This window comes from Streptomyces tubercidicus (assembly GCF_027497495.1).
Lineage (GTDB): Bacteria > Actinomycetota > Actinomycetes > Streptomycetales > Streptomycetaceae > Streptomyces > Streptomyces tubercidicus.
The window spans coordinates 7,180,209-7,194,559 of sequence record NZ_CP114205.1 but is presented as its reverse complement, the minus strand read 5'-3'; the positions used below and the strand labels follow the sequence as shown (position 1 = coordinate 7,194,559).

The 14,351-nt window shown below is 73.5% G+C and carries 11 protein-coding genes; 3 read left to right on the top strand and 8 right to left on the bottom strand.

Translation table 11 applies throughout. The features are described 5' to 3' along the window. Positions 1 to 43: 43 nt before the first annotated feature. From STRTU_RS31465 to STRTU_RS31440, 6 genes are all read right to left on the bottom strand, one after another. A complete protein-coding gene (locus STRTU_RS31465; protein ID WP_159748456.1) occupies positions 44 to 655 on the bottom strand; it encodes a GTP-binding protein in 612 nt (203 codons plus the stop codon). A gap of 125 nt (positions 656 to 780) precedes the next feature. Then, the gene (locus STRTU_RS31460; RefSeq protein WP_159748454.1) at positions 781 to 1,398 is read right to left on the bottom strand and encodes a TetR/AcrR family transcriptional regulator; all 618 of its coding nucleotides are present in this window, start codon (positions 1,396 to 1,398) and stop codon (positions 781 to 783) included. Between the two features lie 61 nt (positions 1,399 to 1,459). After that, a complete protein-coding gene (locus STRTU_RS31455) occupies positions 1,460 to 2,329 on the bottom strand; it encodes an alpha/beta fold hydrolase (protein WP_159748452.1) in 870 nt (289 codons plus the stop codon). 145 nt (positions 2,330 to 2,474) lie between these two features. Continuing rightward, complete coding sequence (locus STRTU_RS31450) at positions 2,475 to 2,888, bottom strand: DUF742 domain-containing protein (protein ID WP_159748450.1); 414 nt, start codon at positions 2,886 to 2,888, stop codon at positions 2,475 to 2,477. 96 nt (positions 2,889 to 2,984) lie between these two features. After that, positions 2,985 to 3,425: a roadblock/LC7 domain-containing protein gene (locus STRTU_RS31445; protein ID WP_159748448.1), complete on the bottom strand. Its 441-nt coding sequence runs from the start codon at positions 3,423 to 3,425 to the stop codon at positions 2,985 to 2,987. Next, entirely contained in the window at positions 3,422 to 6,250 is a 2,829-nt protein-coding gene (locus tag STRTU_RS31440) for a sensor histidine kinase (RefSeq protein ID WP_159748446.1), read from the bottom strand. The genes STRTU_RS31445 and STRTU_RS31440 overlap by 4 nt, the downstream gene beginning before the upstream one ends. Before the next feature lie 372 nt (positions 6,251 to 6,622). Here STRTU_RS31440 and STRTU_RS31435 point away from each other — a divergent pair, with 372 nt between their 5' ends. Then, entirely contained in the window at positions 6,623 to 7,006 is a 384-nt protein-coding gene (locus tag STRTU_RS31435) for a hypothetical protein (protein WP_159748444.1), read from the top strand. A 12-nt stretch (positions 7,007 to 7,018) separates the two neighbouring features. On the opposite strand, the gene STRTU_RS31430 is transcribed toward STRTU_RS31435, so the two are convergent. Beyond that, positions 7,019 to 7,348 (bottom strand): bifunctional 3-phenylpropionate/cinnamic acid dioxygenase ferredoxin subunit, encoded by a 330-nt coding sequence (locus tag STRTU_RS31430; protein ID WP_042160182.1) that lies wholly within the window; start codon positions 7,346 to 7,348, stop codon positions 7,019 to 7,021. 160 nt (positions 7,349 to 7,508) lie between these two features. Between STRTU_RS31430 and STRTU_RS31425 the strand changes: the two genes are divergently transcribed. Together STRTU_RS31425 and STRTU_RS31420 are read left to right on the top strand one after the other, a co-directional pair. Beyond that, positions 7,509 to 8,315, top strand: coding sequence for an IclR family transcriptional regulator (locus STRTU_RS31425; RefSeq protein WP_159748442.1), 807 nt, complete (start codon positions 7,509 to 7,511; stop codon positions 8,313 to 8,315). Between the two features lie 227 nt (positions 8,316 to 8,542). Next, complete coding sequence (locus tag STRTU_RS31420) at positions 8,543 to 9,628, top strand: S-(hydroxymethyl)mycothiol dehydrogenase (protein WP_159748440.1); 1,086 nt, start codon at positions 8,543 to 8,545, stop codon at positions 9,626 to 9,628. Between the two features lie 25 nt (positions 9,629 to 9,653). Here STRTU_RS31420 and STRTU_RS31415 read toward each other — a convergent pair whose 3' ends face one another. After that, the gene (locus STRTU_RS31415) at positions 9,654 to 14,348 is read right to left on the bottom strand and encodes a coiled-coil domain-containing protein (protein WP_159748438.1); all 4,695 of its coding nucleotides are present in this window, start codon (positions 14,346 to 14,348) and stop codon (positions 9,654 to 9,656) included. Positions 14,349 to 14,351 lie beyond the last annotated feature (3 nt).

The window sequence follows — 14,351 nt, the reverse complement described above, 5'->3', positions numbered from 1 at the left end:
GCCGGTACCCCGGACGGCGGGGTACCGGCCGTGCTTCCACCCGTCAGGGCAGCGCGGGCTCCCGCCGCCGGGCGCCGGTCTCCCGCGCATGCTCGACGACGGAGATCAGCACATCGCGTGCGGAGTCCTTGAGCCGGGCGTCGCACAGCACCACGGGCACCTCGGGGTCCAGGTCCAGAGCGTCCCGTACGGCCTGCGGCGGATAGCGGTCGGCGCCGTCGAAGCAGTTGACGGCGACGGTGAAGGGCAGGCCGCGCCGCTCGAAGTAGTCGATCGCGGAGAAACTGTCCGCGAGCCGGCGGGTGTCGGCGAGCACCACGGCGCCGAGCGCACCGCGCGCCAGCTCGTCCCACAGGAACCAGAAGCGGTCCTGGCCCGGGGTGCCGAAGAGATAGAGGACCAGTTGCTCGTTGACGGTGATCCGTCCGAAGTCCATCGCGACGGTGGTGGTGGTCTTGGCCTCCACACCGTCGAGGTCGTCGACCGGGCGGCCCGCCTCGGTGAGCCGTTCCTCGGTGCGCAGCGGTTTGATCTCGCTGACGGCGCCGACCAGGGTGGTCTTACCGACCCCGAAACCGCCCGCGACCAGGATCTTGAGCGTCACCGGTTCGACGGCGGCGGACCGTCGGCGGCGCTCGGAACGCCCGAAGGCCATGGGTTTCTTCTCCTGAATTGCCGTGTATACGGGGGAGCTCACGCTGGTACCCGGGCCTCGGCGCACGGTTAGCAGCTGCAAGGGAACGGTACAACGTGCTCGGCACGGCGCCCACTTGAGAAGGGTCACGCTTGGGCGACGGTGAGCGCGCCGGGCCGGTCCGGCAGTCCCATCAGGCGCACAAAGCTGGATTCGATGAAGGCGCAGAGCTCGTCCTGGGCGCCGGGCTCCTCGGCGGGCCAGTTGACGACCGCCTCCTCGGCGAAGGCCATCCAGGCGCGGGAGGCCAGTGCGAGCCGTGGGGCGTCCGGCATCCCGAGCCGCCGCTGGCCGTCGCACACCCGGCGGGCGAGGGTCTCACGGGTCGCGCCGACGATGTCGGTGACGGCGGGGTGACTGCCGGAGGCACCCCGTACCAGGGCGAGATACGCCTGACGGTGTTCCAGGACGTAGGCCACGAAACCGGCGATGAAGGCCCGCATCCAGGCGACCGGCTCCAGTGAGCCGTCCGGTTCGGTCGCGGCGGTGAAGCGGTCGCATGCGGCGCTGACCACCGCGCGGTAGAAGTCGCGCTTGGAGTCGAAGTAGTGGAAGAGCAGCCCGCGGGAGATGCCGGCCCGGCGGGCGACCTCGTCGGTGGACAGTTCGTCCAGGGAGCGGTCGGCGAGCATCTCCAGGCCGATGCCGACCAGCTGCTCCCTGCGCTGGTCGGGCGGGAGGCGGGTGGTTCGCTTGCCGGACATGCCCGCAGTTTACGGCGGCGGGGGTGCCGGGAGAGCGTCGGCGTCCCGGCCCGCCACGGCGTCAGACGTACTGTGCGAGGTGCTCCAGGATGGGGGGCGTGACGAGGCCGGGGACCTCTTCGGGCAGCCAGTGGCTGGCGCCCTCCAGGATGCCGAAGCGGTACGGGCCGTCCACCCACTCGCCCGTCGACTCGGCCGCGCCACGGCCCAGGGCGACGTCCTCGCTGCCCCACAGGAAGAGGGTGGGGACGGTGATCCGGCCGGCCGGGACCGAGATGACCGACTCGGGGGCGCGGTACCAGTTCAGTGTGGCGGTGAGCGCGCCCGGCTCGGAGAGCCGGCGGACATTGCCGTCGACCAGGGCGGCGGGCACCTTGCCGCCGTAAGCGGCGCGCAGCCGGGCGGCGTCGTCGGCGAGCAGGGCGGCTTCCGCGGCGCCGTCGTCGCGGCGGAAGAAGCGGACGTAGTCGAGCATGTGGTGCTGGGTGGAGTCCTCGGCGGCGGCGCGGTTGAGCGCGTCCGGGTGCGGAGTGGCCAGCACGGTCAGGGACTTCAGCCTCTCGGGGTGGGCGCCGGCCAGCGCCCAGGCGACCATGCCGCCCCAGTCGTGCGAGACGAGGTGGAAGCGGTCCGCGCCCTGGGAATCGGCGAAGGCGAGGGCGTCGGCGACGAGTTCGGGCACGGCGTAGTCGGCGATCCTGGGCGGGCGGGCGCGTGGTGAGTAGCCGCGCTGGTCGACCGCGACGGCGCGGTAGCCGGCCGCGCCCAGGGCGGTGAGCACGGCGCTCCAGGAGTCGGCGAATTCGGGCCAGCCGTGCAGCAGCAGGACGAACTCCCCGTCGGCGGGCCCGCAGGCCAGGGCGTCGTAGGTGTGCGGGCCGACCTGGATCTCCAGGCGGTCGAAGGGTGCCGGGGTCGCGTCCGGGGCCATGGCGGCGGGTCTCCTTCGGTTGACACGTGCTCAGCTGGCACCGTACCGCGCCGTTGAGTAGTGCTCAACAAAGGCTCAGCCGCCGTGGGACGGGATGGGCCGGACGCCCCTCCCCCGGCCCGCGGCGGCTGGGTCGCCCGGCGGATCACAGCGCGCGCAGGCCGTCGATCACCTCGCGCAGCACCTTCGCGTCCGGCAGCTCGGCCGGGGGCACCGGCCTGCTGACATGGACCAGTTCGGCATCCAGCAGATCCCCGATCAGGACCCGTATGACGCCGACCGGCAGATCGAGTTCGGCGGCCAGCTCGGCGACCGACAGCGGCTCCTGGCGGCACAGTTCGACGATCTCGACATGCTCCGGCGACAGCATCTGGTCGTCGACGGTCTCCTCCGCGCGGCTCTCGGCGATCACCAGCGCGATCAGATCGAGGCGTCCTTCCGCCGCCGTACGGGTGCGCCCACGCGTCATGGCGTACGGCCGGACGACCGGGCCCGCGTCGTCGTCGAACCAGCGGTCCCGGTCCCGGCCCCGCGCCGCCCGGCCGTCCTGCCGGCTCATGCCGGAACCTCGCCGCGCCCGGCCCCGCACCCGTGCGGGGCGCATGGTGGTGCGAGGAGCCGGCTTCGCTCGCTCATTGGGTCACCCTTGTCGTCCTCAGGGGGTCAAGCCGGACCGGGGCGCGGTGCCCAGATGGGTGCCCACCCGCTTGACCAGCAGCGTCATCTCGTAGGCGATCAGCCCGACATCGGAGTCCGCATCGGCCAGTACGGCCAGGCAGCTGCCGTCGCCGGCCGCGCTGACGAACAGGAACGCGTCGTCCAGCTCGACCATGGTCTGCCGGACCTGGCCCGCGTCGAAGTGCCGGCCGACACCCTTGGCCAGGCTGTGGAAGCCGGACGCGACCGCGGCCAGATGCTCCCCGTCCTCGCGGGTGAGGTCCTTGGAGGCGCCGGTGGCCAGGCCGTCGCTGGAGAGGACGAGTGCCTTGCGGATGGAGCCCACCCGCTCGACCAATTCGTCCAGGAGCCAGTTCAGCTCTCCGGATCCCTTCGCCGAGATCGATGCGGTGGAAGCTGCTGCCTTCGGTGCGGTCATGGACCGTCCCCTCCCGATGTGGTTCCTGGTGGTGCTGTGCTGCCCGTGGCGTCCCCGTCGTGGGAGACGGTGTCACGGTCGTCCGGGTGTGTGGTGTCCGGGCCTGTGGTGTCCGCGGCCGGGTCCTCGCCCCGCGGTGGTGTGCCGGTCTCGGGCGGGTCCTCGGCGTTGTCGCGCCGGCCGCGCTGCCAGCCGCGCTGGAGCGAGGCCATCCGGGCGCGTACCGCCTCGGCGTCCCGGTCGTCCGCGGCCGGTGTGCTGCGCCGCCGCGCCTCGGCCGGCTCGGCGGCGTCGGCCTTGAGCTGGGGCGCGAGGCTGGCTTGTCGTACCCGGCGGGGCAGTCCGGTGGACGTGGTCGGGGCGGGGATGTCCGGGCCCCCGGCGGGCTGCGCGGCGTCCGGCACCGGGTCCTGCGGCGCGGCGGACGACGACGGCCGGTCGGCGGCATGTCCGGAACCGGAGCCCTCGGGTCCGGGGCGTTCGGCGCCGCGCTTCCGCGGTGCGTCGCGGTCGTCGACCGTTCTGCCGTGGTCGGAGACCAGCACCGGCGGGCGGCGGCGGCGCGGCAGCGGTGCCGGTCCGCCGGGCGCCTGGTCCCGGGCCTGCTGGTGCTGCTCCCCCTCGGGCACCGGCGGTACGGAGGCGATGCCGCGCGGTGCGGAGGACGGTCCGGCCGGTGCGGCAGGCCCCTTCGCGTCGCGGCCGCGTTCCCGCTTCCGGAAGAGGCCGTCCTCCTCGTCGGGGCCGGGGTCGTCCGGGCCGAGCGGCGCTTCGAGTTCGACCGGTCCGTCGAAGACGGCCGGTGAGCGCTCGCGCTCCGGTCGCGGTGCCGGTACCTGCGCCAGTGCGGCCAACTTGCCTGCCGCATGCTCCAGTTCGTTGCCGACCGGGCCGCCGGGGGCCTGGTCGTCGTCCTCCCGGACGCCGTCGGCGGTCTCGGTGAGGAGCGTCCCGGGGAGGAAGACCACGGCGGTGGTGCCGCCGTACGGGGAGGGCTGGAGGGAGACCCGTACCTGCTGCCGCTGGGCGAGCCGGCTGACCACGAACAGACCGAGCCGGTCGGTGTCGGACAGCTCGAACTCGGGGGTCTCGGCGAGCCGGAGGTTGGCCTCCAGCAGCAGGTCGGGCGCCATGCCCAGACCGCGGTCGTGGATCTCCAGGGTGTAGCCGTTGGCGACCCGTTCGCCGAGTACCTGGACGGCGGTGTGCGGCGGGGAGAAGACCGTGGCGTTCTCCAGGAGTTCGGCGATCAGATGCGTGAGGTCGGACACCGCGGGGCCGTCCACCGCGAGTCGCGGCATCCGCCGTACCTCGATCCGCTCGTAGTCCTCCACCTCGGCGACCGCCGCGCGCACCACGTCCATCAGCTGGATCGGCCTGCGCCACTGCCGGGAGGGGGCCGCGCCGGAGAGGATGACCAGGCCCTCGGCGTGCCGCCGCATACGGGTGGTCAGATGGTCGATCCGGAAGAGGTCGGCGAGTTCGTCGGTGTCCTCGGTGCGCCGTTCCATGGCGTCCAGGAGGGTCAGCTGGCGGTGCAGCAGGACCTGGCTGCGGCGGGCGAGGTTGACGAACACCTCGGAGACGCCGCGGCGCATCTCGGACTGTTTGACCGCGGCCTCGATCGCGGCCCGCTGGAGGGTGTTGAGCGCCTGGCCGACCTGGCCGGTCTCGTCCTGGCCGAAGACGAGCCGGGGCGCCTCGGTCTCCACATCGATCTGTTCACCGGCCGCCAGTCGGCGCATCACGCTCGGCAGCCGGACGCCGGAGACGTCATGGGCGGCCTTGCGCAGCCGGACGAGGTCGCGCACATGGCGGCGGCCGATCCGGAACGAGACGATGATCGAGACCAGCAGGGCGATAAAGCCGACGACACCGGCGAGGGCGGCCTTGAGCAGGACGTTCGTGGCGACCGGGGCGACCCGCTCCTGGTAGCGGTCACCGGCGGCCTTGCCCATCCGCTGGAGGTCGTCGAGGACCTTCTTCGCGGCGGTGTTCCAGCGTTCGGCGTTGACCGCGCGCGGTCCGTTCTGCGCGCCGGCAGCGATCACCCGGTCCTCGTAGGACGTCAGCTCATGGGCCCTCGCGGAGCGCCAGTAGTCCTCGTAGATGCCGCGGTCCTTCGCGGGCATCGCGGGGAGGCTGGTGTCGTAGAGGACCCGGCGTTCGGCGACCCGGTCGGACAGCTCCCGCAGATCGCGCTTGGTCATGCTGCCGGAGGCGAGCACCGCGGACATCAGCGCGTCCTCGCGGGCGACGGCCTCCCGGGCGCGCGTGATGACGACCAGTGCCCGGCCCTGCTTGTCCATTTCCACGTTCTCCAGGGCGTGGAGCTCGGCGAGGAAGTCATAGCTGGGGTCGACGAGGGAGTTGTAGCCCTCCATGGCCTCATTGCGCGAGACGGTGTTGTCCTCCACCCGGGCGCGCAGCGAGCCGAGTCCGGACAGGCCCTTGAGGATGCCGTTCATCTGGCTGCCGGCGTCGCCGGTCAGGTCCTCGCGGACGTTGCGGATGCCGGCGTCGGTACGGAGCCGGGTGACGGCCTCGTCGGTGGCCCGGGCCCGTGCCCGGAGCGCGTGGAGCGCGTCGGCGCCGCGCCGGTCGGCGAGGTACAGCAGGCTCTGGCGGCGCTCGTTCTGCAGGGTCTGGACGACGTCCTCGACCGGATAGCCCAGCTTCTGTACGACGTTGCCGACGTCCAGCAGCTGGTCGGCTTCCCGCCCGGTGAGGTAGGTCATGAACGCCCACATGGACGTCAGGGACACCAACGGTACGAGCAGCAACGCCACGATCTTCCGGCGGACCGACTTCCCGCGAAAGCGCATGGCCTCCCCAACGTCAACCCCGGCGCACGGGGTGGTGTTCCGTCAACAAACGGCGCGAGCCTACTACTGTCGGGTGACCGAGCCGAAGTGCTCTTCCGAGGTCGGAGCAGGGGCCGGGGAGAAATCGTCCCGAATTGTCCGTTGATTCCCGGACAACCGGCCCGCGTTTCCAGGGCCGGACGCGGCCATCGGCGTCCGGACGAATATCGGTCAGTTGGCCGGATTTCTTCCCTCCCCGAGGCAACCGTGTACGCGCCCGGTGCGTGACCATGGGAAAGGGCGGGGTGCGGCACCAGGGGCGTGTACCGGTGAGATCCGGGCAGCCACCAAGTGACCGGACACGCGGGGAGAGTGCGGGAGAGGGACACGGACATGGACACGGGCAGACATCCGTTGTGGCAGGAGGAGCCGGCGGCCCGGCGCCGGATGGCGGAGCCGGTACGCACCGCCGCCGTACGCGCCGTCATCATCGTGGCGCTCACGCTGATCCAGGCCATGGTGGCGTTCCTGTGCACGCTGGCGGGCTCCTGGCTCGCGTTTCCCGCGGTGCTCAGCACGGTCGCCAGCACCGTGGTCGCCACCTGGGGAGTGCTGGATGTCTGGGTGACCCGCCAGGTGTGGGTGCAGCGCAACGGGGTGTGGTCGCAGCCGAGCAGTACGGCCCGGGAGCTGCGCCGGGAACGGCGCCGGGCGCGCCGGCAGCAGCGCCGGGAGTCCCGGAAGGGCCCGTCGGGGATCGACCGCGCGGCTGCGTGAGCGTCGGGTTTTCTACGCCACGGCCTCTTCCCGCACGGCGGGACGCACATGAATGATGCCGTCCAGGACGTCCACCTGGTGTGTGCGCACCGGCCGGCGGGCGGGCAGACAGGTCGGGGCCCCGGTGCGCAGGTCGAACAGGGCCGCATGCAGCGGGCATTCGACGAAGCAGCCCTCGACCCAGCCCTCGGAGAGCGAGGCGTCCTGGTGGCTGCAGGTGTCATCGACGGCGTAGTAGCCGCCCTCGGCGTGGAAGACCGCGATGGCCGGTGTGGCGTCGTCGATCTCGATCCGGACGGACTCACCCTCGGGCAGGTCTTCGATACGGCAGACGGGAATCATCTGGCCCCCCTCACGCTGATCGGTATCATGTGTTCTGAATAACGCATCGCAGAGCGCGATGCGCAACAGAATCCAAGCCGGGGAGCGGGCCGTCAAGGGCTTCCCGGCAGATGCCTTCAGAGGTGCCCCGCGGGGCCACCGGGTGGTGACGCAAAGACCCATGGCGAAGACGACCGATACGGCAGACGACCGGCCCGAGGAGCGGCGCGGCGGGGCGGGATCCGTCCAGTCCGTGGACCGCGCGGTGAGCGTGCTGGAGATCCTGGCCAAGCTGGGCGAGGCCGGGGTGACCGAGATCAGCGAGGAGTTGGGCGTCCACAAGTCGACCGCGTTCCGGATCCTCGGGGTGCTGGAGAACCGCGGGCTGGTGGAGCAGGAGCGGGACCGCGGGAAGTACTACCTGGGCGCCGGGGTGCTGCGGCTGGCGGGTGCCGCGGCGATCCGGCTGGACATCTCCCAGGAGGGCCAGCCGGTGTGCCGGGCGCTCGCCGAGGACACCGGGGAGACCGCCAACATCGCGGTGCTGGACGGCGATGCGGCGGTCAACATCATGCAGGCCAGGGGCTCGGCGGCGGTCACCGCGTACAACTGGCTGGGCCGCCGGACCCCGCTGCACGCCACCGCCAGCGGCAAGGTTCTGCTGGCCCATCTGCCGGCCCCGCGCCGGGAGACCCTGGTGACCCGCAAGCTGCCGCGGTTCACCGAGCGCACGCTGATCACGGCGGCCGGTCTGCGGGCGCAGCTGGCGGCGGTGCTGGAGGACGGATTCGCCTGCACCAGCGAGGAGTTGGAGATCGGGCTGAATGCGGTGGCGGCGCCGGTACGGGCGCACGACGGCGCGGTGATCGGCGCGATCGGCGTCTCCGGACCGGCCTACCGGATGGAGCGTCAGCTGCTGCCGGAGCTCGCGGAGCGGGCGGCGAAGGCGGCGGCCGATCTCTCCCGGCTGATGGGGTTCCCGGGTTGAGCGGGTAGCGGAAAATCCCCCTTGACGGATCCCTGGCGGACTTCCAGCATGTCTCCTATAGCGCAACCAAGCGCACTATAGGCAACACGGCGTCAGCGGCGGACCGTCCTCCGCCACTGCCCCCGTTCTCAGCACAGCGCACCACTCCCACCCCTCACAGGCATCCGTGCCACCTCACGCGTGCTACCCGCAGGCCGCCGCCGCAGGCGCTGTTTTAGGAGTGAGACATGCCGCACGAAGCCCGCGCCGTCGTCGCCCTCAAGAAGGGCGCCCCCGTCGAGGTGCTGCCGATCCTCGTGCCCGACCCCGGTCCGGGCGAAGTGCTGGTGACCGTCCAGGCCTGCGGGGTGTGCCACACCGACCTGCACTATCGCGACGGCGCGATCGGCGAGGACTTCCCCTATCTGCTCGGCCACGAGGCGGCCGGGGTGATCGAGGAGGTCGGCCCCGGGGTCACCGAACTGGCGCCCGGCGACTATGTGGTGCTCGCCTGGCGGGCGCCGTGCGGGCAGTGCCGCGCCTGCCGCCGTGCCCGCCCCTGGTACTGCTTCGCCTCCCGCAACGCCACCCAGCCGATGACCCTGAAGGACGGCACGGAGCTGACGGCGGCCCTGGGAATCGGCGCCTTCGCCGAGAAGACGCTGGTCGCCGCCGGGCAGGCGGTGAAGGTCGATCCGTCGGCGCGCCCGGAGGCCGCGGGGCTGATCGGCTGCGGGGTGATGGCCGGGTACGGCGCGGCGGTGCACACCGGCGGAGTGGGCAGTGGGGACACCGTCGCCGTCATCGGCTGCGGCGGCGTCGGCAACGCCGCCATCGCGGGCGCCTCCCGGGCCGGGGCCCGGCGGGTCATCGCCGTGGACCTCGACGACGGCAAGCTGGACGCCGCCGAGCGGTTCGGCGCCACCGACACCGTCAACTCCCGTGGTACGGACCCCATCGAGGCGGTCCGGGCGCTCACCGGCGGGCACGGCGCCGATGTGGTGATCGACGCGGTGGGCCGCCCGGAGACCTACCGGCAGGCGTTCTACATGCGCGATCTGGCCGGCACGCTGGTCCAGGTCGGCGTCCCCGAACCGGACATGCGGATCGAGCTGCCGCTCATCGACCTCTTCTCGCGCGGCGGCGCGCTCAAGTCGTCCTGGTACGGCGACTGTCTGCCCAGCCGCGACTTCCCCGTGCTGATCGATCTGTTCCTGAGCGGCAAGCTCGATCTGGAACGGTTCATCAGCGAGACCATCGCGCTCGACGACATCGAACCGGCCTTCGCCAAGATGCAGCGCGGGGAGGTCCTGCGGTCGGTGGTCGTGGTCTGACCGCCCGCAGGCCCTCCGCCGCCGGTCATCCGCCGGCCGGGTCCGCCGCTTCCTCCGGGGCCGCCTCCTCCGGGGCCGGGTCCTCCGGGCGGCGGTACATCCGCGTCGCGGTGATCTGTCCGTGCACCGCCTCGCCGGACGGGTCCGGCTGCGGCAGGCCGGGCCGCAGATGCTCCTCGACGCTGATGTACTTCAGCCCGGCCCGCAGATCCGCGTCATTGCGCAGTCGGATGACCAGCGGGAACTCGGCGAGCGCGGTGGTGTCGAACAGGCCGGTGGTGTAGAGCAGCTGGACGCCCAGGGCATCGGCGACGGCGCGCTGGAGCTCCAGCAGATACGTCGCGTTGGCGCGGCCGATGGGGTTGTCCAGGAACAGCGTGCCGGCGTGCCGCTGCTTGTCCCGGCCCCGGTCGTTGCTGCGCAGCGCCGCCATCGTGCAGTACAGGGCGATGGCGGCGGTCAGCAGCTGGCCGCCGGAGAAGACATCGCCCATCTGCCCGACCGGCACCCGCTCGGCGCGCAGCACCGCATCGGGCTTGAGGATCTCCACGGCCACCCCGCGCGGCTGCAGCGCCGCGCTGACCCCGCGCAGCAGCAGGGACATCCCGTCCCGCCGCAGATCGCTGTTCTTCTTCACGGCCGCGCGGGTCGCCTCGTCGATCACCTCGCCGAGCCGCTCGGTGAGCGTGGCCTGGTCGGGGTCCTCGAACCGGATCCGCAGGAACTCCTGCCCGGACCACTCCCCCAGCCCGCCGGGCAGCCGCGACAGCCGCTGGGCGGAGCGCAGCGTCGTCAGCGACGACTCGACCAGTCCGCGCAGCCGGTCGACGATGGAGTCGCGGTTGCGCTCCAGCTGCTCCAGCTCGTCGGAGAGCACCCGCAGCCGGGGCGCGAAGGCCTCCGCCCACTTGGCGGCGTGGTCCGGGAGGGCCGATGCGGGCAGTTCGCGGATCTGCTGCCGCGCGGGGGTGCGGACCTGCTCGTAGCGGGTGGAGTTGGCGTGCCGTACGAGGATGTCGCTCGCCTCGCGCACCGCGGAATCGGCGGTGGAGAGGTCGGCGGCGCAGCCGCGCAGCGAGCGGCGGGACTCCGCGGCGGCCTGCCGGGCGTCCGCCAGCCGGCCGGCGTACGGCTCGATCTGCCCGTCCGCCGGATCCTCGGCGTCCTGGTGGTCGCGGAGCAGATCGCGCAGCAGGGCGGCGGTCTCGTCGAAGCCGCCGGCCGCGTCCTCGGCGGCGCGGTGCCCGCGCAGCAGCTCCTCGTGCCGGTCCCGGGCGGCGGTCAACGCCTCGGTGGCGGTGGCCAGTTCGCCCGCCGCGGTGCGCAGCAGCTCCTTGGCGCGGTCGGCGTCCGCGGGCACCAGCTCGTCGGGCAGCTCGGTGTGCGCCTCGCCATCCGTGGGGGCGAGGCGCTCGGCCTCACCGCGCAGCCGGCCGAGCTGTTCGCTCGCGGCCGAGGCGCGGGTCTCCAGCATGTGCACCAGCGATTCGGCGCGGGCCGCGGCGGCCTGCCGGGACGGGCCGTCGGCCGCGTCCGGGCTCTCCAGGAGCGCCTCGGCGCGGGTGCGGACCTTGTTGGTGAGGCGGTTCAGCTCGGCCAGGGCGGCGCTCTCGTCGCCCTCCGCGCGGGCCTGTTCGGCACGCAGATCGGCACCGACACCGACCTTCTCGTAGAGCTGGGAGGCGGCGCGATAGGCCTCGCGCAGCGCGGGCAGCGAGGCGTTCGCGCCCTCGGGGGCCTCCCCCAGGTCGTCCGGGACTCCGGCGATCTCGGCCCGCTCGGCGCGCAGCGCGTGGGCGGTGCGGCGGGCGTCGTCGGCGGCGCGCTGGGCGGCCCTGCGGTCCTCGTCGGCGGCCCGTGCGCGGTCCACGCACTCCTCGGCGCGGGCCTCGTACTCGGCGGCCTCGTCGGCGAGTTCCCGCATCCGGGACTGCCAGGAGGCGCGCTCGCGCAGCCGGTGGGCGAGCCCGGCCAGCAGATCGGCGGCGCGGCGGGCGCGCTGGGCGGCCTCCTGGCGCTCATCGCGCACCTTGGTGGCCTCGGCCGCGGCCTCGTCGGTCTCGGCGCGGGCGGCACGGGCCTCGGCCAGCTCGGCGGCGGCCTCGTCCGCTGCCGTACGGGTCTCGTCGGCCGCGGCGGCCAGTTCACCGAGCCGGCCGGCCGGGCAGCCCGCACGCCACGAGCCGAGCCGGGCGGCCAGCGCACGGTCCCCGGAGAGGCGGGCGGCCAGCGCACGGATCTCCTCGTCCCGCTGTATGGCGCGCGCCCGCAGCGCCTGGCGCTCCTCGTCCGCGGCGGATTCGTCGTGCATCGCCGGGTTCGGCGGGACGAGGAAGACGCCGGTGTCCCGCTCCTCGGGCGCGGGCGTGGGTGCGAGCAGCGCGGCGGCGGTGCCGACCGCGACGGCCGAGCGTGGCAGCAGGGCGGCCTGGGCGAGCACCTCACGGGCCCGCGCGTGGGTCTCCGGGTCCGTGATGATTACGCCGTCGACGAGTTCGGGGCGGGCGGCGAGCACCCGGGTGTGGTCGGCGGGGTCGACGGACTGGGCGAGATAGCGCCAGCCCGGCAGCGCGGGGACACCGTGCTCACCGAGGTACTCCACGGCCGCCAGCACATCGGGCCCCGGCGGCAGCAGACCGCCGTCGCCCAGCGCACCGAGGATCCGCGCGTCGTCGGCGGCGGCCGTCCGCAGGTCGAACAGCTGCCGCTCGGCGCCGGCGACGCCCTCGTCCAGCAGCTCACGCAGCCCGTCGGCGTTGCGGTCCAGCTCCTCGGCGGTCAGCGGGCCGGCCGAGGGACGGCGCGCGGCGCCCGGGTCCGTACCGGACGCGGCCGTACGGGGGCCGGGCACGGACTTGGCCTCGGACTGCGGGAGGCCGAGGAGGTCGGCGAGCCGCTGCTCGGCGCCGATGGACTCGGCGGCCCGGCGCTCGGCCTCGTAGGCGCGCTCGGCGGCCTCGGCGGCGTCCTCGGCGCGGGCGGCGGCCAGTTCGGCGGTGGAGTGCCGGGCGGTGGCCGCACGGGCCCGGTCGGTGGCCTGCCGGGCGGTTTCGCGCGCCGAGTCCCATGCCTCGACGGCCGTCTTCTCGGCGTCCGAGGCGGCGAGCGCGGCACGGGCCGGGTCGGCGTCGGGGGCGCTGTCGTCCAGCCAGCCGGCCCGGACGGCCTCGGCGGTCTCCTCGGCGACCTCGGAGAGCCGCTGCTTGAGGTGCTCGGCCTCACTGCGGGCGCGCTGGGCGTGCGTGGCGGCCGTGGTGGCGTCGCGGTGCGCCGACTCACCGGCCTCCTGGAGGGCGGCGGAGCGTTCCTCCTCCTCGTTGGCGATCCCCTCACCGGCCTCGGCCGCCGCGTGCAGGGCGCGGACGAGGTCGGCGGCGGCGGTGGCACGGGCGGCGAGGGCCGGTGCGGCGTCTCGCTCGGCCTCGCGGATGGCGGCGGAGACGCGCGCGGAGCGGTCCGCGGCGGCGCGGTGCCGCAGCGCGGTCTCGGCGGCCTGCCAGGCGCTGTGCAGCGTACGGGCGTCGTTGAGCTCCCGGCGCTGGGCGGCGGCGCCCTTCTCCGCGGCGGCCAGCGCCAGCGAGGCGTGCCGGTAGGCGAGTTCGGCGGAGACCAGGGAGCGGCGCTCGCGCACCCGCTCGGCGTCGGTGACGCGGTGTGCCGCGGCGTCGACCTGCTCGGCGAGTTCGGCGGCGCGGCCGCGCTCCTCGGTGCCGCGGGCGTGCAGCCGCTGGGCGAGACCGCGGGTGCGGCGCTCGGCTCCGGCATGCACCTCGCGGGCGCGTTCGCGCTGCTCGGCGGCGTCGGCGATACGGGAGAGCAGATCGAGGGAGCCGGCCGTGAAGTCCCGTTCGGCGGTGAGTTCGGCGCGCCGGCCGAGCTTGTGGGCGAAGCCGTGCACCAGGTCGGCGAGGCCGTCCGTGTCGCGGGTGTCCGTGACGGCGCGCAGCAGCAGATCGGTGAAGTCCGAGTCGTTCTTGACCGCGAACAGACCGGCCGCCTCGCCCTCGTCGGCGTTCATCTCCCGCTGGTAGCGGAAGAGCTCCGGGTCCAGACCCAGCTCACCGAGGTGCTCGTTCCAGCGCTCGTGGATCTCCTCCCAGACCACGTCCAGGTTGGGGTAGTTCTTCCCCGCCTCGGTGAGGATGTCGCGGAAGCCCTTCATCGTGCGGCGGCGGCCCTGGGCTCCGGAGCTGCCCTCGCCGCTCTCCTGGCGGGGACGCACGACGGTGGCCTCGGCGACGGGGAGCGAGTCCAGGCTCATCCCGGGGCCGGGCCGGAAGCTGTACCAGGCCTCGGCGAACTTCCGGGGGTCGTTGGAGACCTGCCGGCCGCGCCATTCGCTGACCTTGCCGACGACCACGCTCTCGCCCGTGATGACGTGCTGCCACTCCAGGGCGACATGGCCGCAGTCGTCGGCCAGCAGGAACTTGCGCAGCACACCGGAGCTGGCGCCGCCCAGGGTGTTGCGGTGGCCGGGCAGCATCACCGAGAAGATCAGCTTGAGCAGGACGGACTTGCCGCCGCCGTTCTCCAGGAAGAGCACGCCCGCGGGCGCCGGGCGGCGCGGCGGACCGACCGGTTCATCCTCGAAGAAGTCCGCCTGGGCCGGGGCCGGTTGGGGTACGGGCGCACCGACTCCGCGCAGGTCCATGACGGTGTTGGCGTAGCGCGCACCGGCGGGCCCGATGGAGTAGAGGCGGACCCGGGACAGCTCGTACATGGC